23 protein-coding genes are annotated in these 24,459 nt (G+C 61.1%); 12 read left to right on the plus strand and 11 right to left on the minus strand.

Annotated elements, in window-relative coordinates; all coding sequences use genetic code 11:
• Window positions 1-2 precede the first annotated feature (2 nt).
• The 4 genes from V6F91_RS17070 to V6F91_RS17085 all read left to right on the plus strand — a co-directional run bounded on the left by V6F91_RS17070 (window position 3) and on the right by V6F91_RS17085 (window position 3,931).
• Window positions 3-890 (plus strand): LysR family transcriptional regulator ArgP, encoded by an 888-nt coding sequence (locus V6F91_RS17070; protein ID WP_332766391.1) that lies wholly within the window; start codon window positions 3-5, stop codon window positions 888-890.
• A 95-nt stretch (window positions 891-985) separates the two neighbouring features.
• Window positions 986-1,978, plus strand: coding sequence for an NAD(P)-dependent oxidoreductase (locus tag V6F91_RS17075; protein WP_332766393.1), 993 nt, complete (start codon window positions 986-988; stop codon window positions 1,976-1,978).
• 116 nt (window positions 1,979-2,094) lie between these two features.
• On the plus strand, window positions 2,095-2,952 hold the full coding sequence (locus tag V6F91_RS17080; protein ID WP_332766395.1) for an ATPase: 858 nt from the start codon (window positions 2,095-2,097) through the stop codon (window positions 2,950-2,952).
• 130 nt (window positions 2,953-3,082) lie between these two features.
• Window positions 3,083-3,931, plus strand: a complete 849-nt coding sequence (locus V6F91_RS17085; protein WP_332766397.1) for a cache domain-containing protein — start codon at window positions 3,083-3,085, stop codon at window positions 3,929-3,931.
• Between the two features lie 128 nt (window positions 3,932-4,059).
• Here V6F91_RS17085 and V6F91_RS17090 read toward each other — a convergent pair whose 3' ends face one another.
• On the minus strand, window positions 4,060-5,577 hold the full coding sequence (locus tag V6F91_RS17090; protein ID WP_332766399.1) for an MDR family MFS transporter: 1,518 nt from the start codon (window positions 5,575-5,577) through the stop codon (window positions 4,060-4,062).
• A gap of 75 nt (window positions 5,578-5,652) precedes the next feature.
• Window positions 5,653-6,846 (minus strand): 4-hydroxybenzoate 3-monooxygenase, encoded by a 1,194-nt coding sequence (gene pobA / locus V6F91_RS17095; RefSeq protein ID WP_332766401.1) that lies wholly within the window; start codon window positions 6,844-6,846, stop codon window positions 5,653-5,655.
• A 177-nt stretch (window positions 6,847-7,023) separates the two neighbouring features.
• Between pobA and V6F91_RS17100 the strand changes: the two genes are divergently transcribed.
• Window positions 7,024-7,908 (plus strand): helix-turn-helix domain-containing protein, encoded by an 885-nt coding sequence (locus V6F91_RS17100; protein WP_203419291.1) that lies wholly within the window; start codon window positions 7,024-7,026, stop codon window positions 7,906-7,908.
• A gap of 75 nt (window positions 7,909-7,983) precedes the next feature.
• On the opposite strand, the gene V6F91_RS17105 is transcribed toward V6F91_RS17100, so the two are convergent.
• Window positions 7,984-8,160: a hypothetical protein gene (locus V6F91_RS17105; RefSeq protein ID WP_332766403.1), complete on the minus strand. Its 177-nt coding sequence runs from the start codon at window positions 8,158-8,160 to the stop codon at window positions 7,984-7,986.
• Window positions 8,161-8,267: 107 nt separating this feature from the next.
• Window positions 8,268-9,197, minus strand: a complete 930-nt coding sequence (locus V6F91_RS17110; protein ID WP_332766404.1) for a LysR family transcriptional regulator — start codon at window positions 9,195-9,197, stop codon at window positions 8,268-8,270.
• Window positions 9,198-9,310: 113 nt separating this feature from the next.
• Here V6F91_RS17110 and V6F91_RS17115 point away from each other — a divergent pair, with 113 nt between their 5' ends.
• Both V6F91_RS17115 and V6F91_RS17120 read left to right on the plus strand, forming a co-directional pair.
• On the plus strand, window positions 9,311-10,189 hold the full coding sequence (locus V6F91_RS17115; protein WP_332766406.1) for an MBL fold metallo-hydrolase: 879 nt from the start codon (window positions 9,311-9,313) through the stop codon (window positions 10,187-10,189).
• Window positions 10,190-10,234: 45 nt separating this feature from the next.
• Window positions 10,235-10,849 carry an NAD(P)-dependent oxidoreductase gene (locus tag V6F91_RS17120; protein ID WP_332766408.1) on the plus strand — a complete coding sequence of 205 codons (615 nt, stop codon included), beginning with the start codon at window positions 10,235-10,237 and terminating at the stop codon, window positions 10,847-10,849.
• 207 nt (window positions 10,850-11,056) lie between these two features.
• Here V6F91_RS17120 and V6F91_RS17125 read toward each other — a convergent pair whose 3' ends face one another.
• The gene (locus V6F91_RS17125) at window positions 11,057-11,938 is read right to left on the minus strand and encodes a LysR substrate-binding domain-containing protein (RefSeq protein ID WP_332766410.1); all 882 of its coding nucleotides are present in this window, start codon (window positions 11,936-11,938) and stop codon (window positions 11,057-11,059) included.
• Window positions 11,939-12,166: 228 nt separating this feature from the next.
• On the opposite strand from V6F91_RS17125, the gene V6F91_RS17130 reads away from it, so the two are divergent.
• Both V6F91_RS17130 and V6F91_RS17135 read left to right on the plus strand, forming a co-directional pair.
• Window positions 12,167-13,804, plus strand: coding sequence for a 5-guanidino-2-oxopentanoate decarboxylase (locus tag V6F91_RS17130; RefSeq protein ID WP_332766412.1), 1,638 nt, complete (start codon window positions 12,167-12,169; stop codon window positions 13,802-13,804).
• Window positions 13,801-15,252: an aldehyde dehydrogenase family protein gene (locus tag V6F91_RS17135; RefSeq protein WP_332766414.1), complete on the plus strand. Its 1,452-nt coding sequence runs from the start codon at window positions 13,801-13,803 to the stop codon at window positions 15,250-15,252. Before V6F91_RS17130 ends, V6F91_RS17135 begins: the two co-directional genes overlap by 4 nt.
• Window positions 15,253-15,402: 150 nt before the next feature.
• Here the strand turns inward: V6F91_RS17135 and V6F91_RS17140 are convergent, their stop codons facing one another.
• Window positions 15,403-16,332 carry an AraC family transcriptional regulator gene (locus V6F91_RS17140; RefSeq protein ID WP_332766416.1) on the minus strand — a complete coding sequence of 310 codons (930 nt, stop codon included), beginning with the start codon at window positions 16,330-16,332 and terminating at the stop codon, window positions 15,403-15,405.
• A 336-nt stretch (window positions 16,333-16,668) separates the two neighbouring features.
• Here V6F91_RS17140 and V6F91_RS17145 point away from each other — a divergent pair, with 336 nt between their 5' ends.
• Window positions 16,669-17,022 (plus strand): antibiotic biosynthesis monooxygenase family protein, encoded by a 354-nt coding sequence (locus V6F91_RS17145; protein WP_332766418.1) that lies wholly within the window; start codon window positions 16,669-16,671, stop codon window positions 17,020-17,022.
• Window positions 17,023-17,065: 43 nt separating this feature from the next.
• Entirely contained in the window at window positions 17,066-17,308 is a 243-nt protein-coding gene (locus V6F91_RS17150; protein WP_332766420.1) for a hypothetical protein, read from the plus strand.
• Window positions 17,309-17,312: 4 nt separating this feature from the next.
• Here V6F91_RS17150 and V6F91_RS17155 read toward each other — a convergent pair whose 3' ends face one another.
• Entirely contained in the window at window positions 17,313-17,942 is a 630-nt protein-coding gene (locus V6F91_RS17155; protein WP_332766421.1) for a flavin reductase family protein, read from the minus strand.
• Window positions 17,943-18,178: 236 nt separating this feature from the next.
• Window positions 18,179-18,412 carry a hypothetical protein gene (locus tag V6F91_RS17160; RefSeq protein ID WP_332766423.1) on the minus strand — a complete coding sequence of 78 codons (234 nt, stop codon included), beginning with the start codon at window positions 18,410-18,412 and terminating at the stop codon, window positions 18,179-18,181.
• A 341-nt stretch (window positions 18,413-18,753) separates the two neighbouring features.
• On the opposite strand from V6F91_RS17160, the gene V6F91_RS17165 reads away from it, so the two are divergent.
• Entirely contained in the window at window positions 18,754-19,509 is a 756-nt protein-coding gene (locus V6F91_RS17165) for a hypothetical protein (RefSeq protein WP_332766425.1), read from the plus strand.
• A gap of 131 nt (window positions 19,510-19,640) precedes the next feature.
• Here V6F91_RS17165 and V6F91_RS17170 read toward each other — a convergent pair whose 3' ends face one another.
• From V6F91_RS17170 to V6F91_RS17180, 3 genes are all read right to left on the minus strand, one after another.
• The gene (locus tag V6F91_RS17170; protein ID WP_332766426.1) at window positions 19,641-20,960 is read right to left on the minus strand and encodes an MFS transporter; all 1,320 of its coding nucleotides are present in this window, start codon (window positions 20,958-20,960) and stop codon (window positions 19,641-19,643) included.
• 370 nt (window positions 20,961-21,330) lie between these two features.
• Window positions 21,331-22,659, minus strand: coding sequence for a sigma-54 dependent transcriptional regulator (locus V6F91_RS17175; protein WP_332766428.1), 1,329 nt, complete (start codon window positions 22,657-22,659; stop codon window positions 21,331-21,333).
• Window positions 22,659-24,419 carry an ATP-binding protein gene (locus V6F91_RS17180; RefSeq protein WP_332766430.1) on the minus strand — a complete coding sequence of 587 codons (1,761 nt, stop codon included), beginning with the start codon at window positions 24,417-24,419 and terminating at the stop codon, window positions 22,659-22,661. Before V6F91_RS17180 ends, V6F91_RS17175 begins: the two co-directional genes overlap by 1 nt.
• Between the last annotated feature and the right edge of the window lie 40 nt (window positions 24,420-24,459).

The following is a 24,459-nucleotide window of genomic DNA, read 5'->3' on the forward strand; positions in this document are numbered from 1 at the left end:
TGATGTTCGACTATAAATTGCTGTCTGCCTTGGCCGCGGTGGTTGAACAGGCCGGTTTTGATCGGGCCGCGCAGGTACTGGGTTTGTCGCAGTCGGCGATTTCGCAGCGGATCAAACTGCTCGAAGCACGGGTCGGTCAGCCTGTGCTGATTCGCGGCACACCGCCGGCGCCGACCGAGATCGGCCGACGCCTGCTCAACCATGTGCAGCAGGTGCGTTTGCTGGAGCGCGACCTGCAAAGCGTGGTCCCGGCGCTGGACGAAGAGGGTCTGCCGGATCGTCTGCGCATCGCGCTGAACGCCGACAGTCTCGCCACCTGGTGGGGGCAAGCGGTGGGGGATTTCTGCGCTGCCCAGCATTTGCTGCTCGACCTGATCGTTGAAGACCAGACGGTCGGCCTCAAACGCATGCGCGCCGGTGAAGTGGCGGCCTGCCTTTGCGCCAGCGAGCGACCGGTGGCCGGGGCACGCAGTGTGTTGCTCGGGGCGATGCGTTATCGCGCTTTGGCCAGCCCGGCCTTTATCGAGCGCCATTTCCCTCAGGGTGTGCGCGCCGAACAACTGCCGCGCACGCCGGCGCTGGTGTTCGGCCCGGACGATTTTCTGCAGCATCGCTATCTCGCATCGCTGGGCGTCGATGGTGGTTTCGAACACCATTTGTGTCCGTCTTCGGAAGGTTTCATCCGCTTGGCCGAAGCCGGAATCGGCTGGGGACTGGTGCCGGAACTGCAAGTGCGCGACCAGTTGCGCAGCGGTGCATTGCGCGAGTTGCTGCCAGATAAACCGATCGATGTGCCGTTGTACTGGCATCATTGGCGCAACGGCGGGCAATTGCTCAACCTGCTCACCGAGCAATTACTGCGCTCGTCACCGCAATGGCTAGTGGCTTAACAGCAGCTGCGAGCGTCAAGCTGCAAGCGGCAAGCGCAGCGTTTTAACTTGCAGCTGATGGCTTGTAGCTTGCAGCTGTATTCCTGGAGTTTTTGATGAAGATTTTGGTTACCGGCGCGAGCGGCTTCATTGGCGGGCGCTTTGCGCGTTTCGCCCTGGAGCAGGGCCTGGAGGTGCGCGTCAACGGGCGCCGTGCCGAGAGCGTCGAGCATCTGGTGCGCCGTGGCGCCGAGTTCGTGCCCGGCGATCTGACCGATGCCGAACTGGCCCGCGAGCTGTGCGCGGATGTCGAAGCGGTGGTGCATTGCGCTGGTGCGGTGGGTGTGTGGGGGCGTTATCAGGATTTCCATCAGGGCAACGTGCAAGTCACCGAAAATGTCGTCGAGGCCTGCCTCAAGCAGCGGGTCCGACGTTTGGTGCACCTGTCGTCACCGTCGATCTATTTTGATGGCGGCGACCATCTCGGTCTGACCGAAGAACAAGTGCCCAAGCGCTTTCGGCATCCGTACGCGGCGACCAAATATCTGGCCGAGCAAAAGGTCTTCGGTGCCCAGGAGTTCGGTCTGGAAACCATCGCGTTGCGCCCGCGCTTCGTCACCGGAGCCGGTGACATGAGCATCTTTCCGCGCCTGCTCAACATGCAGCGCAAGGGCCGTCTGGCGATCGTCGGCAATGGTCTGAACAAGGTCGATTTCACCAGCGTGCACAACCTTAACGAAGCCATGCTCAGCAGTCTGCTGGCGGCGGGCTCGGCGTTGGGCAAGGCCTACAACATCAGCAATGGCGCGCCGGTGCCGCTGTGGGATGTGGTCAATTACGTGATGCGCAACATGGATGTACCGCAAGTTCGCAAATATCGCTCCTACGCGCTGGCCTACAGCGTTGCCGCGCTCAACGAAGGTGCCTGCAAACTCTGGCCGGGGCGTCCGGAGCCGACGCTGTCGCGGCTGGGCATGCAAGTGATGAACAAAAATTTCACCCTCGACATCAGCCGCGCCCGGCATTATCTGGACTACGATCCGAAAGTCAGCCTGTGGTCGGCCCTCGACGAGTTCTGCGCCTGGTGGAAGGCTCAGGACATTCGTTGAAACCATTCGGTCGGCCGGCAATGAACCGCACACCCGGATGGGGGTCAATGCCTGCGGCTGCGGCGGTTATACTTCGCAGCATTTAGCCATCACCGCGTTTCTCAAAGGTTGCCTCAATGTCCATGCGTAACGATGCTCACGACGACGATTTCGATAACGTGCCCAGCCTGCGCGCCGACCCCTTCGACGACGATGACATTCCCACCACCGCCCGCACCTCCGTGCACTCGCGCACGCCGCCGGTGGTCAAGGTCAAGGCGGCCAGCACCGGGCCTTTGTGGGCGTTGGTCGGCGCATTGTTCTTTGCCTTTATCGGTCTGGCCTGGTGGAGTTTCCAGCAGATCTCGCTGATGGAGCAGCAACTGGTTGCGACTCAGGAAAGCTTCGCGCGGATCAGCGAAGAAGCGGCCGGGCGCCTGCAGGACATTTCCGGCAAGGTTGTGGCCAGCCAGTCCAACGTCAGCAGCGACAGCGAAGCGCTGAAGCTGCAAATCAAGCAACTGGAAGGCAAGTTGCTTGATCAGAGCAAACAGCAGCAAGGCGTCGCTGGGCAGGCCAGCGATCTGGACAAGCGTCTGGCGCAGATGACCGCGCAGACCAACGAACTGCAGACCGCCAACAGCCAGTTGCAGGCACAGGTGAAAACCTTGAGCACGGAACTGGCGACCCTGAAAAGCACACCGGCTGACACCAGCAAGCTCGATGCGGAATTGAAAGCGTTCGATGCGCAGTTCAAGAGCCTCGGCGCCGATATCGTGGCCTTGAAGAAACAGGGCAACCCGAGCGCAGCCATCGATCGACTCGAGCAGGAAATCGTTGTGCTCAAAAGCGAGCAGGACAACCGCCCGGCAACCCCGCAGGGTGGCGGCAACACCGCTGAGTTCGACGCCTTCCGTGCGCAGATGACGCGCAACCTCAACACGCTGCAGGCGCAGATCCAGAACCTGCAACAGCAGATCAACGCGCGACCTTGATAGTCGATTGGCTGTGGTGGGGCATGCCTCACCACAGCCACCGCGTAACGTTCAGAAACCCTCTGAATGTCCCTACATCAGCCCAGGCCGTCTACGCTCTTGAAACACTTACAAGAACGAGGGATGCGCTATGGGTTTTTTGCATAAAGTGGCCTGGCTCGGCCTGATGTTATTGGCCAGTGTCGGCCATGTCAGCGCCGCCACCGATGGCAAGGACGACAGTCAGGCTGCCGTCGCCCTGCTGGAAAAAGCCCTGGCTTATTACCACGATAACGGCGACAAGGCGTTCGCTGCGTTCAGCCGGCAGGGTGAGTTCGTCGACAAGGATCGCTACGTCTTTGTGGTCGATACCAAGGGCGTGATGCTGGCCAGCGGCGGGCCTTCAGCGGCATTGATCGGCCGCGATGTCAGCGAAGTGCTTGGCCCGGATTTGCAAAAGGCCTTCAAGGATGCCCTGAAAGTGCCCGAAGGCAACGGCATCCAGCAAGCCGAATACCGTTGGCAGAACTGGGCCGACGGCAAGGTCGAGCGCAAGCACGTATTTTATCAGCGCGTCGGCCAGCGGATTCTGGCGGTGGGTTATTACTTGCCGCGCGCTTCGGCGGAGCAGGCCAAAGCACTGCTGGATAAGGCCGCAACGGACCTCGGTAAAGACGAGAAGGGTACGCTGACCGCGGTCAATTCGCTCAAGGGCGGCTATCTGCAGGATGACCTGTATGTGTTCGTGGTTGACCTCAACACCCGCCGCTACGTGGCGCATGGCACCAACCTGCGCCTGATCAACACCGATTTCGCCAAGGTCAAGGACCCGGAAGGAAAACCGGTGGGTGAACCTATTCTGGCGCTGATCGGCAAGCAGGATGAAGGCGAGTACGAATATCGCTGGAAAAACCCGGTAACCGGCAAGATCGAGGACAAGCACGCCTACCTGAAAAAGGTCGGGCATTTCCTCGTCGCGGTGGGTTACTACAGCCCCTGACCGAAACACCGCCCCTCCCTTGTGGGAGCGAGCCTGCTCTCGAAGGCGTCGTGTCAGCCAACATCCTGGTGAATGACACACCGCTTTCGCGAGCAGGCTCGCTCCCACAGGGGTTTGTGGTGTTGCGGTTATTTCGCGCCGTGCTCCCGCCCGCGCAGCAGGTTGTTCGGCATGGCAATCGCTGCCGCGAGCCCCAACAACGATACCGCTGCACTTACCCACAGCAAATGCCGGAACGTCACTAGCAACTCCGCCCGCAGCGCGTTCTGTGCATCGCCGGGCGCTGCATTCAGGCCATCGAGCAGGACATTGCCCGAATGCCCCTCGCTGAGCAGCGAACTGCTTGCCAGGTGGGCGAAACTCGAATGCTGCAGCAGCGCCAGCAACAGTGCCGACATCAATGCCACACCCACCGCGCCGCCGAGGGAGCGAAACAGGTTGGTGGTGCTGGTGGCCACGCCGATGTCGCGTTGTTCCACCGAGTTCTGCGTGCCGACCAGCGACGTCGGGAATTGCATGCCGCCGGCAATGCCGCTGAGCAACATGAACACGCCGCTGAGCAGCGTCGCTTCCGGTGGGCTGAACGCCATGCCGAGAATCGAGATCGGCATCAATATCGCGCCGCTGAGGATCTGCGGTTTGTAGCGCCCGGTGATCGAGGTGCGGCGACCGGCAAAATACGCGCCGATCGGCAGCCCCATCGCCAGCGGCAGCAAGTGCAGCGCGGCGCTGTCGGCACCGGCCCCGGTGACGCTCTGAAAGCGCAGCGGCATCAGCACGATCAGCGAAATGGCCTGGAAACTGGTGAAGAAAATCGTGCACCAGCACAGCAAGGCGCTGCGGTTGGCGAACAGGTGCATCGGCAGCAACGGCTCACGCGCACGCCTTTCATGCCAGACGAACGCCGCCAGCACCAACACGGCACAAGCAAGCAGACCGAGCACTTCGCTGCTGCGCCACGAATGCCCCTGACCGACCTCCGTGATCCCCAGCAGCAGGGCGGTCAGACCGATGATCATCAGCACCGTACCGAGGTAGTCGATCACCGGTTTGCGCTGCGGTATCGGCAAACCGCGCAGGTTGCGCCGGGCGACCCACCAGGCACCGAGGCCCAGCGGCAGATTGATCAGAAACACCCAGCGCCACGACAGGTATTCGGTCATGTAGCCGCCGAGCACCGGCCCGGCAACACTCGCCACCGCGTACATGCTGCTGAAATAGCCCTGATAGCGACCCCGTTCACGCGGCGGCACAATGTCGCCGATGATCGCCTGACTCACCGAAATCATCCCGCCGGCGCCAATGCCCTGAAGAATGCGCGCCAGCACCAGTTGCTCCATGCTCTGCGCCATGCCGCAAAACAATGAAGCAAGGGTGAACAGGCCCATGCCGAACAGCATCAGTTTGCGCCGCCCGTACAGATCGCCGAGCTTGCCGTAGATCGGCACCGCCACGGTCATCGCCACCATGTACCCGGAAATCACCCAGGCCAGCAGGCTGACGTCCTTGAATTGCGCAGAGATGGCCGGCATCGATACGGCAACGATGGTCTGATCGAGCGCGCCGAGAAAGATCGCCATCATCAAGGCGACCAGCACGCTGCGAATGGCCGGTTTGGGTGTTTCAGGCGGGTTCAGAGTGGTCACGGAAAACCTGCGGGCAATGATGGACCCGCAAGACATGGCGAGCGGGGATGCTCGCCAGTGTAAATCGATAGCAGGCTATTCGATAGCCTCGTACGCAAGCCCGACGTAATTTTCTGCGATGGTTTTTCGCCCGGCTTCCGAGTCGACGAAGTAGTCCAGTTCCGCGGCGCTGATGCGCTGGTTGAACGCGTCGTGATCATCGAAGCGGTGCAGCATCGAGGTCATCCACCAAGAAAAACGCTCGGCCTTCCACACGCGGCGCAGGCAGATTTGCGAATACTTCTCCAGCAAGTCGGTGCGCCCGTCGCGGTAAACCTTCAACAGAATATTGAACAGCGTGCTGACATCGCTGGCCGCCAGGTTCAAACCCTTGGCGCCGGTGGGCGGGACGATGTGCGCGGCGTCGCCGACCAGAAACATCCGCCCGTACTGCATCGGTTCGACGACAAAACTGCGCAGGGGCGCGATGCTTTTTTCGATCGACGGACCGGTGACCAGTTTCTTCGCCAGTGCGCTCGGCAAGCGGCTTTTCAATTCGTCCCAGAAGCGCTCGTCGCTCCAGTCCTCGACGTTGTCATCAGCGGGTACTTGCACGTAATAGCGGGTGCGCGTTTGCGAACGCATGCTGCACAAGGCAAAACCGCGTTCGTGACGGGCGTAAACCAACTCGTCGTGTACCGGCGGGGTGTCGGCGAGAATGCCCAGCCAGCCGAACGGATAAACCCGCTCGAAGACCTTCAGACAGTCGGCCGGAATCGATTGCCGGGCAACCCCGTGGAAACCGTCGCAACCGGCGATGTAGTCGCAATCGACGCGCCAGGTTTCGCCATCCTTTTCAAAAGTGACGAACGCTTCGTCGCTTTTCATGCCGTGGGGAACGACATTGCTCGCTTGATAAATCGTCGGCGCGCCGGCCTCCCGACGAGCGGCCATCAGGTCGCGGGTGACTTCGGTCTGGCCGTAGATCATCACGGTCTTGCCGCCAGTCAAAGCGTGCAGGTCGATGTGCACCTGGCGCCCGTCGAGGGCCAGTTCGAAACCGCCATGGACCAGCCCTTCGGCGTCCATGCGCTGACTCACCCCGGCCTGACGCAACAGCTCTACCATGCCTTGTTCCAGCACGCCGGCGCGGATGCGCCCGAGCACATAATCGGGCGTTTGCCGTTCGAGGATAAGGGTGTCGATGCCAGCGTTGTGCAGCAACTGGCCGAGGAGCAAACCGGACGGGCCGGCGCCGATGATCGCGATTCGGGTTTTCAGCGTTTTCATTGTTTTTATGGCTCGCAAGCGTCACGCGGCAAACGCCGGTGAGGGTTTTTTATGGATCGAGTGCTTGCATTTTTCCCTTGCGGGTCTGTCAATTGAAGGTGAAAACTGAGCCGATACCTGTACATTCTGCCAATCGGTGCGATTATCGCCCACAACCCCGAGGCCTGGATTGAAGTGATGAACAAGCCTGAGCTGCCTTCGATTCCCGTGTTCAAGCTCTACGGTGAAAGCCTGGACTGGCCGACCCCTGACTTGCTGCACTGTGAAACCATTTCCTCACGCAGTCGCGAACATGAATGGGAAATCAAACCCCATCGCCACGCCGATCTGTGCCAGTTGCTGTTCGTTTTCAAAGGTCAGGCAGAGCTTGAAATCGAAGGCCAGCGCACGCAATTGCAAACCCCTGCGATCCAGGTCCTGCCACCGCTGTCGGTGCATGGCTTTCGTTTTTCCGAGGACGTCGAGGGCTTCATCGTTACCCTCGCCACACCGTTGATCAACCATTTGCAGGCGCAACTGGGCGATGCGGTGCACGCGCTGGCCAGCGCCGAGCATTACCCGGCGGGCGCGGACGGCGACTACCTCAACAGTCTTTTCAGCGCCTTGCAGGCCGAGTACAACGGCCATCAACCCGCGCGGGAAATGCTCATGCATTCGCTGGTCAGCGTGATCATGGTCTGGGTCAGTCGCCAGGCGATCGTGCGGCACAAAGCCAGCCAACGGCCGCAGCGTCAGCGCGAATATTTGAATGGGTTTATTCAGTTGGTCGAAGAAACCTATCGCCAGCATGTGAAGGTCGAGGATCTGGCCCATCGCCTGGGCATTTCCGTCTCGCACCTCAACGGCACTTGCCGCGAGCTGGCCGGGCAACCGGCGTTGCAGATCATGCACGAGCGCCAGTTACTCGAAGCCAAGCGCTTGCTGACCTACACCAGCATGACCATTTACGAGATGTCGGAGCTGTTGGGATTTTCCGACCCGACCAACTTCACACGCTTGTTCCGGCGCCGGGTGGGGATATCGCCGAAAGCCTTCCGTGATCGGCTGAAGGCCGAGCAGTAATCCTGACAGCACCGCCAAATACACTGTGGGAGCGAGCAGGCTCGCTCCCACAAGGGGCGAATTCCGGCGCTCTAATCAACGCAATGCATTGAGCGTCGCATTATGCGGAATACAGCGCTCGTAATTGCAGCTCGCATACTCGCGCGGCAACTGCCGCATTTGTTCGACCCGCCAGGCCGCGGTGCCGTACAGCGCCAGCGTGGCGGCGCAGGTGATGAAAATCGCGAAATACCTTCTTGTTTTGATGTTCATGGCGATGACCTCTGAACGACATACCCTGCGGTACTAGTTTCAGCATAGGTCAGTGGGGGGCAGCTGCAAGCTTCAAGTTGTAAGCTGCAAGTTGAGTCATGACGGCGCTAGCTTGTCGCTTCTGGCTTGCCGCTTGCAGTTTCGTCCCATTGCGGATTTTCGGGGAAGCGTTCCACCAGAAAATCCAGCAGGCTGCGCAGTGCCGCCGGCATGTGTTTGCGTGAGGCGTACACGGCATAAATGTTCATTTGCCGCGGTTCGGCATGGGGCAGCAGGCGCACCAGTTCGCCGCTGTGGATATGCACCCCGGCCTGATAGGTCGGCAGCATCGCCACCCCGGCGCCGGCCAGGGTGGCGCGCAGCAGGGTGCTGGCCTCGTTGGCGCTGATGTTGCCCTGCACCGGCACCGAAACCGCTTCGTCATTCTCTTCGAAATGCCACAGGCTTTTGCCGAAATAAGAATGGGTCAGGCAGTTGTGCCGACTCAACTCCTCGACCCGCACAGGCGCCGGGTGCTCCTGCAGATAAGCCGGCGCTGCGCAGACCACGGAACGGCATACAGTCAGGCGGCGGGCGATCAGATTGGGGTCGAGGTCGTTGCTGGTGCGAATCGCCAGGTCGATGCGTTCATCCACCAGATTTACCGTGCGGTCGAGCATTTGCAGATCGATGCTCACCCCCGGATAGCGCCTGACGTAGACCGCCATCGCCTCAGCCAGTTGCGCCTGTCCGAAAGAGGTGCTGACGCTGATCCGCAGCAGCCCGCGCGGCGCGGCATCGGGTTCGCTGACGGCGGCCTGCATGTCGCTCGACAGTTCGAGCATCTGTCGGCAGCGCGGCAGGATCTCGTTGCCCGCGGCGGTCAGGCTCAACTTGCGTGTGGTGCGGTGCATCAGACGCGCGCCGACCCAGTCTTCCAGCTCGGCCAGATAGCGCGACACCACCGGCCGCGACAGGTCCAGATGGTCGGCCGCCGCCGACTGGCTGCCCAGATCGACCACACTGACGAATACCCGCATTGCTTGTAACCGATCCATGATTTGCCCGCTTTCAGAAACAAACTATGTTCAAGCATCGCATTTTTTGTACTGAGTCAGGCAACTAAGCTCTGTCCATCGCCAGCAACGGCATTCGCACAGCGGAGCAACAGATGATCGGCTTCACCACACTTAAACGCGTTGTACTCGCCACGGCCGCCCTCGGTTTTGCGGCGCACGCAGCGGCGGCCAACCTGACCCTCGACGTCTACAACCCGGGCACCCAGGCGATTTTTCCGGTGACCTCGGTACTGGTCAGCGGCGAAAAAGAAGCGATTCTCGTCGACGCACAGTTCGGTAAATCCCAGGCGCAACAGGTGGTGGAAAAGATCCGCGCCAGTGGCAAGCAACTGACCACGATCTACATCAGCCATGGCGACCCGGATTATTACTTCGGCCTCGACACCCTGACCCAAGCCTTCCCGAATGCCAAGGTGCTGGCCTCGCAGCCGACCGTCGACCACATCAACCAGACCGTCGCCGGCAAACTGGCTTTCTGGGGCCCGAAAATGGGCGCCGACGTTCCGGCGAAAACCATCGTGCCGGATGTGCTCAAGGGTGACAGCCTGATGCTCGAAGGGCAGAAATTGCAGGTGATCGGCCTGCAAGGCAAACAACCGGATCGCAGCTTCGTGTGGATTCCATCGCTCAAGGCCGTGGTCGGTGGCGTGGTGGTCGCCGAGAACATTCACGTATGGATGGCCGACACCCAGACCGCGCAATCCCACGCCGACTGGCTCGACACGCTGCGTTCGATCGAAAGCCTGAAACCGACCACCGTAATACCGGGCCACTACCTGGGCGACAGCAGCCGTTCGCTGGCCAGCGTCAAGTTCACCGCCGACTACATCAAGGCATTCGACGCCGAAACCGCAAGCGCCAAGGATTCCGCAGCGTTGATCGCCGCGATGAAGAAACGCTACCCATCGCTCGGCGAAGAAAGCTCGCTGGAACTCAGCGCCAAAGTCGCCAAGGGCGAAATGGCCTGGTAAAGCGAATCCGCATACGCAGCACTCTCAAGCCAACTGGAGAACATCATGAGCAAAATCGCAATCATCGGTGCCACCGGCCGTGCCGGCAGCCAATTGCTGGAAGAAGCCCTGCGTCGTGGGCACAGCGTTACCGCCATCGCCCGCGACATGTCGAAAATCGGCAGCCGTGCCGGTGTGATCAGCAAGAATGTCGATGTGCTCGATGCGGCGGCGCTGCAGGACGCAGTGGCCGGTCACGATATAGTGATCACCGCCGCGCATTTCGCCACAGTGCCAGCGGCCGCGATTGTCGGGCCGGTGAAAAGCGCTGGGGTGAAACGTCTGCTGGTGGTGGGCGGTGCCGGTTCGTTGTTGTTGCCGGATGACACGCGGGTGATCGACAGCGCGGGGTTTCCGGCCGAGTACAAAGCCGAGGCCAGCGCCGGGGCGGCGTTTCTTGAAGCGTTGCGACAGGAAGGCGATCTGGACTGGACGTTCCTGTCGCCGTCGGCGGAGTTTGTTGAAGGGGAGCGCACAGGCACGTTTCGTGTCGGCAAGGATCATTTGCTGGTGAGCAGCGAAGGGCGCAGCTGGATCAGCTTTGCCGATTATGCAATTGCGCTGATTGATGAAGTGGAAACGCCGAAGCATGTGCGTCAGCGGTTTACGGTTGGTTATTGATTGAGGTGACGTAGAGGGATTGGTCTGGCTTCAGATCTTTCCCCCTCAACCCAGCCCTCTCCCCCAAAGGGGGCGAGGGGGAAGGGAGCCGATCTTCATGCTTTTCCAGGCCTGAGTTCGACTCGCTATTGCCGGTCGGCGCAGGTAGACCAAACAACACGGTCAGTTCCCTCTCCTTGGGGAGAGGGTTAGGGTGAGGGAAAGGCTTCACCGCAAATGAGCCTGCTCGACCAGCCAAAGCATCAGCTCTTCCAGCTGCGGCGACGGCTGCGCTCCGCCAGGCACCGCCACGTAATACGCCAGCCCCGTCTTTACCTTCAACTCGAACGGCATCACCAGTCGCCCGGCGTGCAAATCATCACCAATCAGCGACCAGTCCCCGATCGCCACTCCCGTGCCATGCGAGGCCATCGACATCGCCTGATCCAGCGTCTCGAAATGCTGGCCGTCGTTGACGTTGTTCAATTGCAGTCGCGCCGCCGTCAGCCACACCGTCCAGTCGTGGGTGTCGGGGGTCGGATGCAGTAATAAATGCTGCTGCAGATCTGCAGGTTCCAACAGCTCCGGTGGACCTTTCAACAGTGCCGGTGAGCAGACCGGTGTCAGTTGCTCATCGAACAGGTGCAGCGCGGTCGACGAGTTGTCCGGCGGCGTGCCGTAGATCACTGCGGCATCGAAAGGCTCGCGTTGAAAATCCACGCCGTGGGCCAGTGTCGTGGTGAGCTTGACCGGCACGTCCGGACGTTCCTTTTGCCATTGCACCAGGCGTGGCACCAGCCAGCGCATCACGCAGCTCGGCGCTTTGAGTTGCAGGGTTTCGCGCTTGGAGCCGATCTGCTCATTGGCTTCGCTGATCAGCGCGAAAACCTTCTCCACCCGTGGCAGCCACTCGCGTCCTTCGGCCGTCAACTCCAGACCTCGCGCCAGACGGATGAACAGCTCATAACCCAGATGATCTTCAAGCCCGGCGATCTGCCGGCTCACCGCACCCTGTGTGATGTGCAACTGCTCGGCGGCGCGGGTGAAGTTGCAGCACTGCGCGGTGACCAGAAACGTGTGCAGGGCGGGCAGGGGAGGCAGTCGCTTCATGTGGATCCAAGGTATGACGTGAGGACATGGCTAGTATGACTTTTAATCGATTGTTGCCGCTAGCGGCCGCCCGTTCAATGAGCCTATTCCACCGGCCCCTGTGGGAGCGAGCTTGCTCGCGAAGGCGATTTCATATCCAGCATTGATGTTGGCTGATCCGACGCTTTCGCGAGCAAGCTCGCTCCCACATTGGCACGGCGTATTGATCAAACAACAGGGGCAATCGACATGGCGACGTGTGGCGAAGTACTGGTCAAGTTACTCGAAGGTTACGGGGTCGAGCAGGTGTTCGGCATTCCCGGGGTGCACACCGTTGAGCTGTATCGCGGGCTGGCCCGTTCGAGCATCAACCATGTCACGCCTCGGCATGAGCAGGGCGCCGGTTTCATGGCCGACGGCTATGCGCGCATCAGTGGCAAACCGGGTGTGTGTTTCATCATCACCGGCCCGGGCATGACCAACATCACCACGGCGATGGGCCAGGCCTACGCCGACTCGATCCCGATGCTGGTGATCTCCAGCGTGCAGAGCCGCGGCCAGTTGGGCGGCGGGCGCGGCAAGCTGCACGAATTGCCGAACCAGAGCGCACTGGTCGCTGGCGTCGCGGCGTTCTCTCACACCTTGATGTCGGCGTCGGAATTGCCCGGCGTGCTGGCCCGCGCATTCGCCTTGTTCCAGGCGGGCCGGCCGCGTCCGGTGCACATTGAAATTCCCCTGGACGTGCTGGTCGAAGACGCCGATGAATTGCTCGCCAGCCTGCCGGTGCACATCGACCGCGCCGGTGCCGCGCCGGCCGCCGTCAGCCGCATGACCGAATTGCTGGCCGGCGCGCAACGGCCGCTGATCCTTGCTGGTGGCGGTGCCATCGATGCCGCCGCGGAACTTGGCGAATTAGCCGAACTGCTCGACGCGCCGGTGGCATTGACCATCAATGCCAAAGGCCTGCTGCCTTCCACGCATCCACTGTTGATCGGCTCGACGCAAAGCCTGGTCGCCACCCGCGCGCTGGTGGCCGATGCTGATGTAGTGCTGGCGATCGGCACCGAACTGGCCGAGACCGATTACGACGTGACCTTCGCCGGCGGTTTCGAGATTCCCGGCAAGCTGCTGCGCATCGATATCGATGCCGATCAAACCGTGCGCAACTATCCGCCGCACGTCGCATTGGTCGCCGACTCGCGCAACGCCGCGCAGGCCTTGCTCAGCGCCTTGTCGCACAAAGCGTTGGCCGAGCGCCGCAACGATTGGGGCCAGGTGCGCGCGGCGCGTCTGCGTGATGATCTGGCCGCGAGCTGGGACACAGCGACCCTGGCGCAGACGCGTTTCCTTGAAACCGTGCTGCAGGAATTGCCTGACGCGGTGTTCGTTGGCGATTCGACGCAACCTGTATACACCGGCAACCTCACCTTCAACCCTGAACGCCCGCGACGCTGGTTCAACTCGTCGACCGGATACGGCACCCTCGGTTATGCCTTGCCAGCGGCCATTGGTGCCTGGCTCGGTGGGCCACTGGAGAAAGGCGTTCGCCCGCCGGTGGTGTGCCTGATCGGCGACGGCGGCTTGCAATTCACTCTGCCGGAACTGGCCAGCGCGGTCGAAGCGCGCACGCCGGTGATCGTGCTGTTGTGGAATAACCAGGGCTACGAAGAGATCAAGAAATACATGGTCAATCGCGCCATGGAGCCGGTCGGTGTCGACATCTACACCCCGGACTTCATCGGTGTGGCCAAAGCGCTCGGTTGCGCCGCAGAAGCGATCAGTTCGGTAGCGCAGTTGCGCAGTGCGCTGCGTGCCGCCAGTGATCGCCAGGGCCCGACCGTCATCGAAATCGATCAGAACCAGTGGATGCAGGCGGTGGCCCAATGATCAATTTCCCAACGACCCTCGACGGCCTCTACATCAACGGCCAATGGTCGGCTGGCCACGAGCATTTGCGCGTGATCAACCCGGCCACCGAAGCGCTGCTGACCACGGTCAATGGCGGGGATGAACGTGCGGTCGAGCACGCGGTGACCGCCGCGGTTGCAGCATTCAAGGACTGGTCGAAAACCACGGGTGCCGAGCGCGCTGTGGTCCTGCGCAACATCGCCAACGGCGTGCGCAACGGTCGTGAGCACTTGATGAACCTGCAATCGAGCAACAACGGCAAGCCGTTGTTCGAAGCGGCGATCGACGTCGACGATGTCATCGCTACCTTCGAGTATTACGCCGAACTTGCCGAAGGCCTCGACGCGCAGGTCGACACGAATGTGCCGTTGCCCAGCGACGACTTCAGTGCACGTCTGCGTCGCGAACCGTGCGGTGTGGTCGGGTTGATCGTGCCGTGGAATTTCCCCATGGTCACCACCGCCTGGAAACTCGCCCCGGCGCTGGCTGCCGGTTGCTGCGTGGTGCTCAAACCCTCTGAAGTCACGCCGCTGCCGGAGCTGGAACTGGCGGCGATCATCGCCGAGTCCGGCCTGCCCGACGGCGTATTCAATCTGGTCTGCGGCACCGGCCTGGCCGTCGGCGCGCCGCTGTCGGCGGACCCGCGCATCGCCAGGATCTCCTTCACCGGCAGCAACGCCGTCGGCGTGCAGGTGATGCAACGCGCAGCGGAAACGGTGAAAGGCGTGAGTCTTGAGCTGGGCGGCAAGTCTTCGCTGCTGGTGCTCGAAGACGCCGACCTGGAGCTGGCGGTGGAGCTGGCCTGTGGTGGCGGTTTCTTCAATGCCGGGCAGATGTGCTCGGCCACCAGCCGAGTGCTGGTCGCCGATGAACTGGCCGATGAATTTCTTGAACGCCTGCAACAACGTGCGCAAGCGATTCGCGTGGCCGACCCGTTCGACGCGGATGTGGAAATGGGTGCGCTGGTCAATCAGGCGCAATACCAGCGCGTGCTCGGCCACATCGATCGCGGCCTGAGCGCCGGGGCCAAGTTGGTCTGTGGTGGCAATCGTCCGGCGCACCTGCCACGCGGCTTTTTTTTGCAGCCGACGGTGTTCACCGAAGTGCCCCTCGACAGTGCGCTGTGGTGCGAAGAGATTTTCGGCCCGGTGTTGTGTGTGCGCAGTGTCAGCAGCGAAGCCGAGGCGATTGCGCTGGCCAACGACAGCCAATTCGGCCTGGTCGCCAGTGTGGTGACGCGTAACGCCGAGGCCGCCGAGCGGGTGGCCAACGCTTTGCAGGCCGGGCTGGTGTGGCTCAACGCGCCGCAAGTGATTTTTCCGCAGACGGCGTGGGGTGGTTACAAACAGAGCAGCATCGGCCGCGAACTGGGTCCGTGGGGCCTGGCCGCGTTTCAGGAGATCAAACACGTGATCCGGGCGCTCTGAACGCCCGAAAGAGGGCAGCGCATGCCTCGCAACGAGGCATGCGTCGGCGTCATGGCATCAATGAGTTTTTATCGCGGTGTACTTCTTCAATATCCCCCAATCAGTCCCCTCTCCCTCCGGGAGAGGGTAAGGGTGAGGGGCTCTCGACGATCACACCGAAAGCCGCAACCGCGCCAGATCCCGCAACGGCGGCGCGCCAAACAGGCGGCTGTACTCTCGGCTGAATTGCGACGGGCTCTCATAGCCCACGCGATACCCCGCGGCCGACGCTTCCAACCCTTCAGTCAGCATCAAGCGCCGCGCCTCTTGCAGGCGCAACTGCTTCTGGTACTGCAACGGACTCATCGCCGTCATCGCCTTGAAGCGGTGATGCAGGGTCGAGACGCTGAGGTTCACTTCCTTGGCCAGATCATCGATGCGCAGCGGCTGCTCGAAGTTGCCGTTGAGCCATTTGATCGCTTGGCTGATGCGATGGCTCTGGCTGTTGGCAATCGCGATTTCGTACAAGCGATGGCCCTGCGGACTGCGCAGCAGGCGGTAGAGAATCTCGCGGCGGATCAGCGGCGCGAGCATGGCGATGTCTTTCGGCGCATCGAGCAGCCGGGCCAGGCGCAGCACCGCGTCGAGCATCGAACTGTCGATGCGCTCGACGTACAGGCCACGCCCGGTCGGCCGGGTCGGTACGCCCATCGGGCCGGCATCGGCGATCAGCGCGGTGATTTCGGTCGGGTCGATATCCAGGCGCACGGCGAGGATCGGTTCATCCGGCGAGACATTGACCACGCGCCCGCTCAGCGGCATCGAAACCGATACCACCAGGTAATTCAGCGGGTCGTAATTGAAGAATTCGTCGGCCAGCCGCACCTCTTTGCGACCCTGCGCCATGATGCACAGCGCCGGTTGCGCGAGCACCGGGGCAAAGTCGTGGGATTGGGTGTGACGCGACATGAACAGCGAGCCGATGGCGGTCTGGTAGCTGCCATCGTCGCTGGTGTTGCGGCGAATGATCGCCGCCAGCTCCGCGCGCTGTTTTTCCATGTCAGCAGTGGGTTCGGCTTGAAAACGATCGAATGACGTCATGCACGGCATCCTCGGCAAGTGAGGTGGAATGCAGCAGAGCATAAGTTTGTGCAAGCGCGAGCGGTAGACACATTCTGTCAAATGCTTGCCTGATCCTGCCGGCGCATGACGGACTACCCAGCCACAGCATGGCGCAGCCCGGCAAACTTGCTTGATACGCCGTATGACAAGCCTGTGACACCGATTTACAGCTTGTTACAGGTGCAGGGCGCACTGGCGCAGGATTGGGCAACTCGACGACAGGAATCGACTAACGGCGCAAACGCCTCGGCCCTTAATCTTTGCTTCAGTCGCAGCCCGCCCCCGGCTGCCACGCGATTTCATGGAGGGTTGATCATGTCCAAGCAGATGCCTGTCAGTCATATGGCTTTCGTTCGTGCCCAGCCCGGGCGTTCGGCGGAACTCGGTGTGCGCCTGAGCGCGTTGATCGAAGTCTCACGATCGGCACCCGGTTGCCTGAGTTTTTCCTTGCAGCAATCGCAATGCGATCCAGAGCTGTGGCTGGTGTCCGGGTTCTGGAGCAGTCAGCCAATGATGACCGCTTATTTCAACAGCCCATCGATGGAAGTGTTCGCTGAGCTGGTGCAGGACCTGGTGGTCAACAGCCTCGATTTTCACACCTTCCGCGACGTCTCGGCGGCACAAGCCCTGCTCCAGTGCCCGGCGCCGGTACACAAACTCGTCGGTTGAGGGTTTAATGGCCGGCTTATTTGTCTGAGCCGGGATGTGTGACATGGCACGTAAAGAGTTCGAACGCTTCGAAGCAGTTTCCGCAGTGGTCCCCGTCGAGTTGGGCGGCAACAAGGGTTATTACGCGGCAATCGCGGTCAAGGCCCTCGTCGATGGCGGTGCACCACGCTTTCACACACTGCTCGACGAGCGAGTGTTCCCCGGTGCCATTGCCGCCGACGACGCCGCCATCAACGAACTGGACAAACTCAAGGGCGTCACTGATGACGCCGAGTTGATCTGGTAAGCACTTACTTGCTGGCGCCCGGACGCCACATTTTGAACAACGCCTCGGGCCCCAACTGGAAGTAGTCCGCCGGCCCGCCGCCGCGCAAAATCGGTTGTGCCGCGGCGGTGTCGTAGATGCCGTCCTTCAACAACCATTTGGCGATGTGCACGGCGACCACTTCGCCGAGGATCAGCCAGCTCGGCACTGTTTCGCCATCGACGCGCTGCAACTGAATGATCTGCGTGACCTTGCATTCGAAGGACACCGGACTTTCTGCCACGCGAGGCACGGCGATCACCTTCGACGCTACGGTCGTCAATCCCGCCAGTTCGAATTCGTTCACCTCAGGCGCGACCATCGCGCAGCTCTGATTCATCTGCTCGGCCAATGGACGCGTGGCGAGGTTCCAGGCGAATTCGCCGGTCTGCTCGATGTTGTTCAGGCTGTCTTTGCGGCCGACGCTGGAAAAGCCAATGATCGGCGGAATGTAGTTGAACGCATTGAAGAAACTGTACGGCGCCAGGTTGAGCTGACCTTCGGCACTCTGCGAAGAAATCCAGCCGATGGGCCGCGGACCGACGATGGCGTTGAACGGATCGTGCGGCAGGCCGTGTCCGTTGGCGGGTTCGTAGAAGTGGATGTGATCGGGCATGGCGTGGTCCTGCGAAGTGTTTTCGAGCGCTACATAGTGCAAGCCCACGTCGCAGATTTCCAGCCAGATGCAAACCCTTGGGGGAGCCAGCCTGCTGGCGATAGCGGTGTATCAGTTACAACTGCATTGGCTGGTATGGCGCTATCGCGAGCAGGCTCGCTCCCACAGGGGATGTTTGCGATGCCCCGGAATGATCAAGCCCGGCGAAGGCCGGGCTTTGGCGCAACTGCGGTGACTCAGCTGATCGCTTGGGCGGTACCGGTTTTGTCGAAACCATCGGCGGCGACGGTTTTGCCGATGTGGGTCTTGTCGAAACCGTCGGCGGCATAAGTGCCCGAATGGCTGGTTTCGATGGCTGCAGTTTCGCCGGAAATGAAGTCGGCGGATTTGGTTCGGTCCGAACCATCGGCAGCGAAGGTATTGGCAGCCAGTACGGACAGGGTCAAGGCAAGCATCAGTCGGGTTTTCATGGCGGTTACTCCGGATTCGTTGGCGTGTGTGTCTTGCATGGGTTTGATTTTACGCCGGATAAGTTGATTGAAAAGCGCATATTCATGCTGAAAGCTATCGATTAAATTGATATTAAGAGCGGCGCGGATTTTTCGCTTTCTTCGCAGGAGCGAGCGTCGCGCAGGTCTTCGATCAGGTGATTGCAGAATGAAGTGGCTGCATTAATTAGCGATTAATCGCTGTATTGCGCTGCGTGACAGATTTTTCATGCTTTCCCGACTGCTTTTTCACTGTCGCACCGCCAGTCTGCCCTCGGTCATAAAACCAAGAACCGGCCGTCACACACTGGAGCGTCTCTGCGATGAATAAACTTCCCCAAATCACCCTGGCCTTCTGGGTCATGAAAATCTGCGCGACGACCCTGGGGGAAACTGCAGGGGACTTGCTGTCGATGACCCTTGATGTCGGTTATGCCATGAGCTCGCTGATCCTGATCAGCGTGTTCGTGCTCACGCTGATTACGCAGCTGATGGCCAAGACCTACAAGCCGCTGCTGTACTGGATCGTCATCCTTTCCACCAGCACCGCCGGTACCACCATGTCGGACTTCATGGATCGCACGCTTGGCCTGGGGTACGCCACTGGCTCGATGATCCTCATTGCAATCCTGCTGGCGATCTTCGCAGCGTGGCGCCTGAGCGGTGACTCGCTGAATGTCAGCAAGGTACAGAGTTTCCGTGGCGAGATGTTCTATTGGATGGCGATCCTGTTTTCCAACACCCTCGGCACAGCGCTGGGCGACTACCTGGCCGATGATTCAGGCCTGGGTTTTGCCGGTGGCGCACTGCTGATCGGCTCGACCATTGCGGTGGTCGTGCTGCTCAAATACTTCACGAAGATTTCCACGGTGCTGTTGTTCTGGGTGGCGTTCGTGCTGACCCGGCCGTTTGGCGCGACTCTGGGCGATTTGATGACCAAGTCCCATGAGAAGGGTGGTCTGGACTTCGGCACCATCGGTTCATCGGCGGTGCTGGCGGGGATTCTGCTGGCGATGATCGTTGGCGCTTCGTATGCGCAGAAACGTTATGGCAAGCCGCAGGTTGCCGAGTTGACTTGATACCGGGTTGCCGCCTTCGCGAGCGGGCTCGCTCCCACACTGGATCTGTGATCGACACGAATCCTCTGTGGGAGCGAGCGTGCTCGCGAAGGGGCCATCAACGCCGCCATTGCAGCGGCTGTGAAACCCGATCAGTCAGTGACGATGCGCGAATGCTTCTGGGTGTCTTTCATGGTGATGTACACCAGCAACGACACGGCAATGCACGCGGTCACGTACCAGTAGTAACCGGTTTCCATGCCGATGCTCTTGAACCACAGCGCGATGTATTCGGCGGTGCCGCCGAAGATCGACACGGTCAGTGCGTACGGCAGGCCGACGCCCAGTGCGCGGATTTCGGTCGGAAACAATTCGGCTTTGACCACCGCGTTGATCGAGGTGTAGCCGCTGACGATGATCAGCGCCGCCATGATCAGGAAAAACGCGCCCCACCAGGTCTGGATGGTGTGCAGGGTCATCAGGATCGGCACGGTGAAGATCGTACCGAGCACGCCGAAGGCGATCAGGATCGGGCGACGACCGATCTTGTCCGACAGGCCGCCGATGATCGGTTGCAGGCACATGAACAGGAACAGCGTGGCGGCGGAAATGGTGGTCGAGTCGGAAATGCTCATGCCGACCGTGTTCACCAGGTACTTCTGCATGTAGGTGGTATAGGTGTAGAACGCCAGGGTGCCGCCCATGGTCAGGCCGACCACGGTCAACAACTCTTTCGGATGGCGCATCAAGGTGCGCATGGCGCTTTCTTTGGCCTTCTCTTTTTTGGTGAACGACTCGGTTTCTTCCATGCCGCGACGCAGGTAGAGCGCAACCACGGCGCACAGCGCGCCGATGGCGAACGGGATGCGCCAGCCCCATGCGTACAGTTGCTCGGTGGTCAGCGTGTTTTGCAGCACGATCAGTACGCCCAGCGCGATGAGCTGGCCGGAGATCAGGGTCACGTACTGGAAGCTGGAGAAGAAACCGCGACGTTCCTTGGTCGCCATCTCCGAAAGGTAAGTCGCCGAGGTGCCGTATTCGCCACCGACCGACAGGCCTTGCAGCAGACGGGCGAACACCAGCAGGATCGGCGCGCCGATGCCGATGGTTTCGTAGTTCGGGCTCAAGGCGATCAGCAGCGAGCCGAAGCACATCAGGTACACCGAGGCCATCAGGGCTTTCTTGCGGCCGACTTTGTCGGCGTACATGCCCATCAGCCAGCCGCCGATCGGACGCATCAGAAAGCCGACGGCGAAGATCGCTGCAGTGTTCATCAACTGCGCGGTAGTAGAACCGGCCGGAAAAAAGGTTTTCGCGAAGTACAGCGAGAAGGCGGCATACACATACCAGTCGTACCACTCGACCATGTTGCCGACAGAGCCGCTGAAGATCGATTTGATCCGGCTCGCAGTGGTTCGCGGTTTGGCCGGCGCGGCCGCCGACCCGAGTGGCAGGGCGTTGGAGTTATCCATTGAAGGATCCTTCGTTTAATTGTTTTTGTGGAGCGCGTCGGAACGCAGCCTGCCGGGGCTATAGCAGGAGCTGTGCCAACGGGAGGAGGGCCGGTTTAGAGGGGGTGTCGGGAAAGCGTGAGCGGAATGTTGCCGAAGGATTCGAATCCATGAGCGGATTTCCGCTTATTGAGGCGCAAGCCCAAAGCCCCTCACCCTAGCCCTCTCCCGGAGGGAGAGGGGTCTGACCGAGGTGCTCTTGGAAGTAACGCCGACCTGGAATATCGAGTCGAACTCAGGTTTTGAAAAGCATGAAGATCAGCTCCCTTTCCCCCTCGCCCCCTGGGGGAGAGGGCTGGGGTGAGGGGGATGGTTCTCAGCCCACACAAAATCATTCGGCCAGAAACATCTCCCGACTCAACCCATGCCGCTGCATCTTTTCATTGAATGTGCGGCGCGGCAGTTGCAGTTCTTCGAGCACCGCTTTCACATCACCTTTGTGCCGGGTCAACGCCGCGCGCAGGCATTGCGCTTCGAAAGCTTCCTGCTGCGCCGCCAGCGATTGCCCCGGATCGATTCCAGCGACAGGTTCATCCAGGGCCAACACCTGACGCTCGGCGACGTTGGCCAGTTCGCGCACGTTACCCGGCCAGTCATGGCTGAGCAGGTGACTCAGTTGCGCACCGCTCAACGGCGCAAATGTGCGGCCCAGGCGTTCGGCGGCCTGGCGAGCAAAGGTGTCGAACAGCAACGGAATGTCTTCGCGGCGCTCACGCAACGGCGGCAAACGCAATTCGGCGACGTTCAGGCGATACGCCAGGTCTTCACGAAAACGCCCGGCGCGGGCTTCGTCGAGCAGATCGGGTTTGGTCGCCGCGACAATGCGCAGGTCGACGCGAATACTCTGGTTCGAGCCCAGCCGTTCAAGCTTCTGCTCCTGCAGGACCCGCAGCAACTTCACCTGCTGGGCCAGCGGCATGCTTTCGATCTCGTCGAGAAACAGCGTGCCGCCATCGGCGTATTCCAGCTTGCCGATGCGCTTGCCCGAGGCGCCGGTAAACGCGCCGCTCTCGTGGCCGAACAGCTCGGCTTCGAACAGTTGCTCCGGGATCGCCGCGCAGTTCAGCGCCACGAACGGTTTACCGGCGCGCGGGCCGAAATCATGCAGGCAGCGCGCGACCAGTTCCTTGCCGCTGCCGGTTTCGCCACGGATCAGTACGTTGACCGGCAACGTCGCCAGATCCAGCACTTGTCGGCGCAATGTCTGCAGACCCCGGGACACGCCAAGCAACGTCGCATCCAGCTTCGCGCGGTTGTCGGCCAGTTGGTGCAGGGCGCGGTTTTCCAGGACCAGGCGGCGTTTGTCCAGCGCCCGGCGCAGGCTGCCGAGCAGCATTTGCGGGCTGAACGGTTTTTCCAGAAAGTCGTAGGCGCCGTCGCGCATGGCTTCGACCGCCATCGGCACGTCGCCGTGGCCAGTGAGCAAGATCACCGGCAGATCGGCGTCGCGCTTCTGCACTTGCGCGAGCAGTTGCAAACCGTCCATGCCGGGCATGCGTACGTCGCTGACAATCACCCCGGCAAAGTGTTCGGGGAGCACGGCGAGGCACTCTTCTGCGCGGCTGAACAGTTGCACCTGGAACCCTGACAGGCTCAGCCATTGCTCGACGGCGCTGCGAATGCTGCTTTCGTCGTCGACCACCATTACCGAGTTGAGCATCAGATGTGTGTCTCCTGATCGATTGGCAGGGTCAGGCTGAACACCGCGCCGTGGTCACCATTCTCGGCGCTCAGGCGACCGCCGGATTCATGGACGATGGCGAAGGATACGGCCAGCCCCAGGCCCAGGCCGTCACCTACCGGTTTAGTGGTGAAGAACGGATCGAACACCTGGCCCAGATGCTCTTCGGCAATCCCGCCGCCATTGTCGCTGACGCTCAGGCGCCACAATTGTTCGTCGGCATCCAGACGGATCTCCAGACGTTTGCACGCTTTGCCCTGCATCGCATCCAGCGCGTTGCGCAGCAGGTTGATCAGCACCTGTTCGAGACGAATCGCATCACCGCGCACCCACGCCGGACGGGTCAGGTGCAGCACCAGACTGACCTGCTCGTCACGCAGCCGCGCATCGAGCAATTGCAGCGATTGATCGACCACTGTCGCCAGATCCAGACGTTCACGCAAACCGCTTGGGCTCTTGCGGGCGAAAGTCTTGAGGTGGCCGGTGAGGGCAGCCATGCGCGTGAGCATGTCGTCCACCGGTTTCAGCGCCTTGTACGCGTCATCGACGCGGCCATGTTCGAGCAGCAGACGCAGGGTTGCCAGTTGCATGCGCTGGGCGGTCAGCGGTTGATTGATTTCGTGAGCCAACGCCGCAGACATCTGCCCCAGCGCGGCGAGTTTGGCTGATTGCACCAGACCCTCCTGAGCGGTACGCAAGGCGCGGGTGCGCTCTTCGACCAGACGCTCGAGTTCCTCGCGATTGCGCTGACGGATCTTGGCCAGCCGCCAGCGCTGATTGAGGAACAGCAACAAAAACACCAGCGCCAGCCACACCCCGGCGGCGGCCAGCGCGGCGTTGCGCAAATCTTCGAAAGCGACTTGCGGGCGGCGCAGCAGGTGCAGAGTCCAGCCTTCGGTCGTCAGTGGTAGCGACTCCCAAAGATAGTCGGCAGTGCCGTCCGGGCCTTCGACCCGGCGCAGGTCGCTGTTGTCATCGAAGCGCCGTAGCGGCAAATGGGTCAGCGGCACCAGTGATTGCTTGTCGTACTGGCGCGTGGCTTTGATCTCGGCCAGATCATCGGTGCTCAACGGCCGCAAGGCGCGATAACGCCAGGCCGGCTGGTTGGAGATGAAGATAATGCCGCGCGCATCGCTGACCAGCAGCGTGTCGCTGCCCTGGCTCCACTCGCGCTCCAGCTCCGGGAATTCCAGTTTGACCACCATTGCACCGAGGAACTCGCTGTTCTCCCCTAGCACTGCGCTGGAAAGGAAGTAACCGGGAATGCCGCTGGTCACGCCCACCGCGTAAAAACGCCCGGTGCCTTGAGTGCGGGTCTGGCTGAAGTAGGGACGAAAACCGTAATTATGACCGACGTAACTGCTGGGCAAGCGCCAGTTGCTGGCGGCCACGGCCAGCCCTGTGTGATCGAGCAATTCCAGGGTCGAGGACTGTGCCGCACCGTTGATCTTTTCCAGCTTCAGATTCAGTGCCGCTTGCTGTGCGGCATCGACCGGGCCGGCCAGGGCCGAACGCAGTTGCGGATCCAGCGCCAGCACGGCGGGCAGGGCGCGATAGCGATCGATCAGGGTGTGCAGTGAGTTGGCGTACAACCCCAGTTGTTGGTTGGCGCGCGCGGCATCTTCTTCCAGCGCCTGACGCTCGGCATGGCGCATCGCGAGGGTCGCGGCCACGACCGTGCCGGCGATGATCAGCAGAAAATACAACGACAGACGCAGGGTACGGGAAGTCGGCAGCATGCTGGGCGCAAACAGTCAGGAAAGTCGGGCCGAGACCATA

This window comes from Pseudomonas koreensis (genome assembly GCF_036668835.1).
Taxonomy (GTDB): domain Bacteria; phylum Pseudomonadota; class Gammaproteobacteria; order Pseudomonadales; family Pseudomonadaceae; genus Aquipseudomonas; species Aquipseudomonas koreensis_I.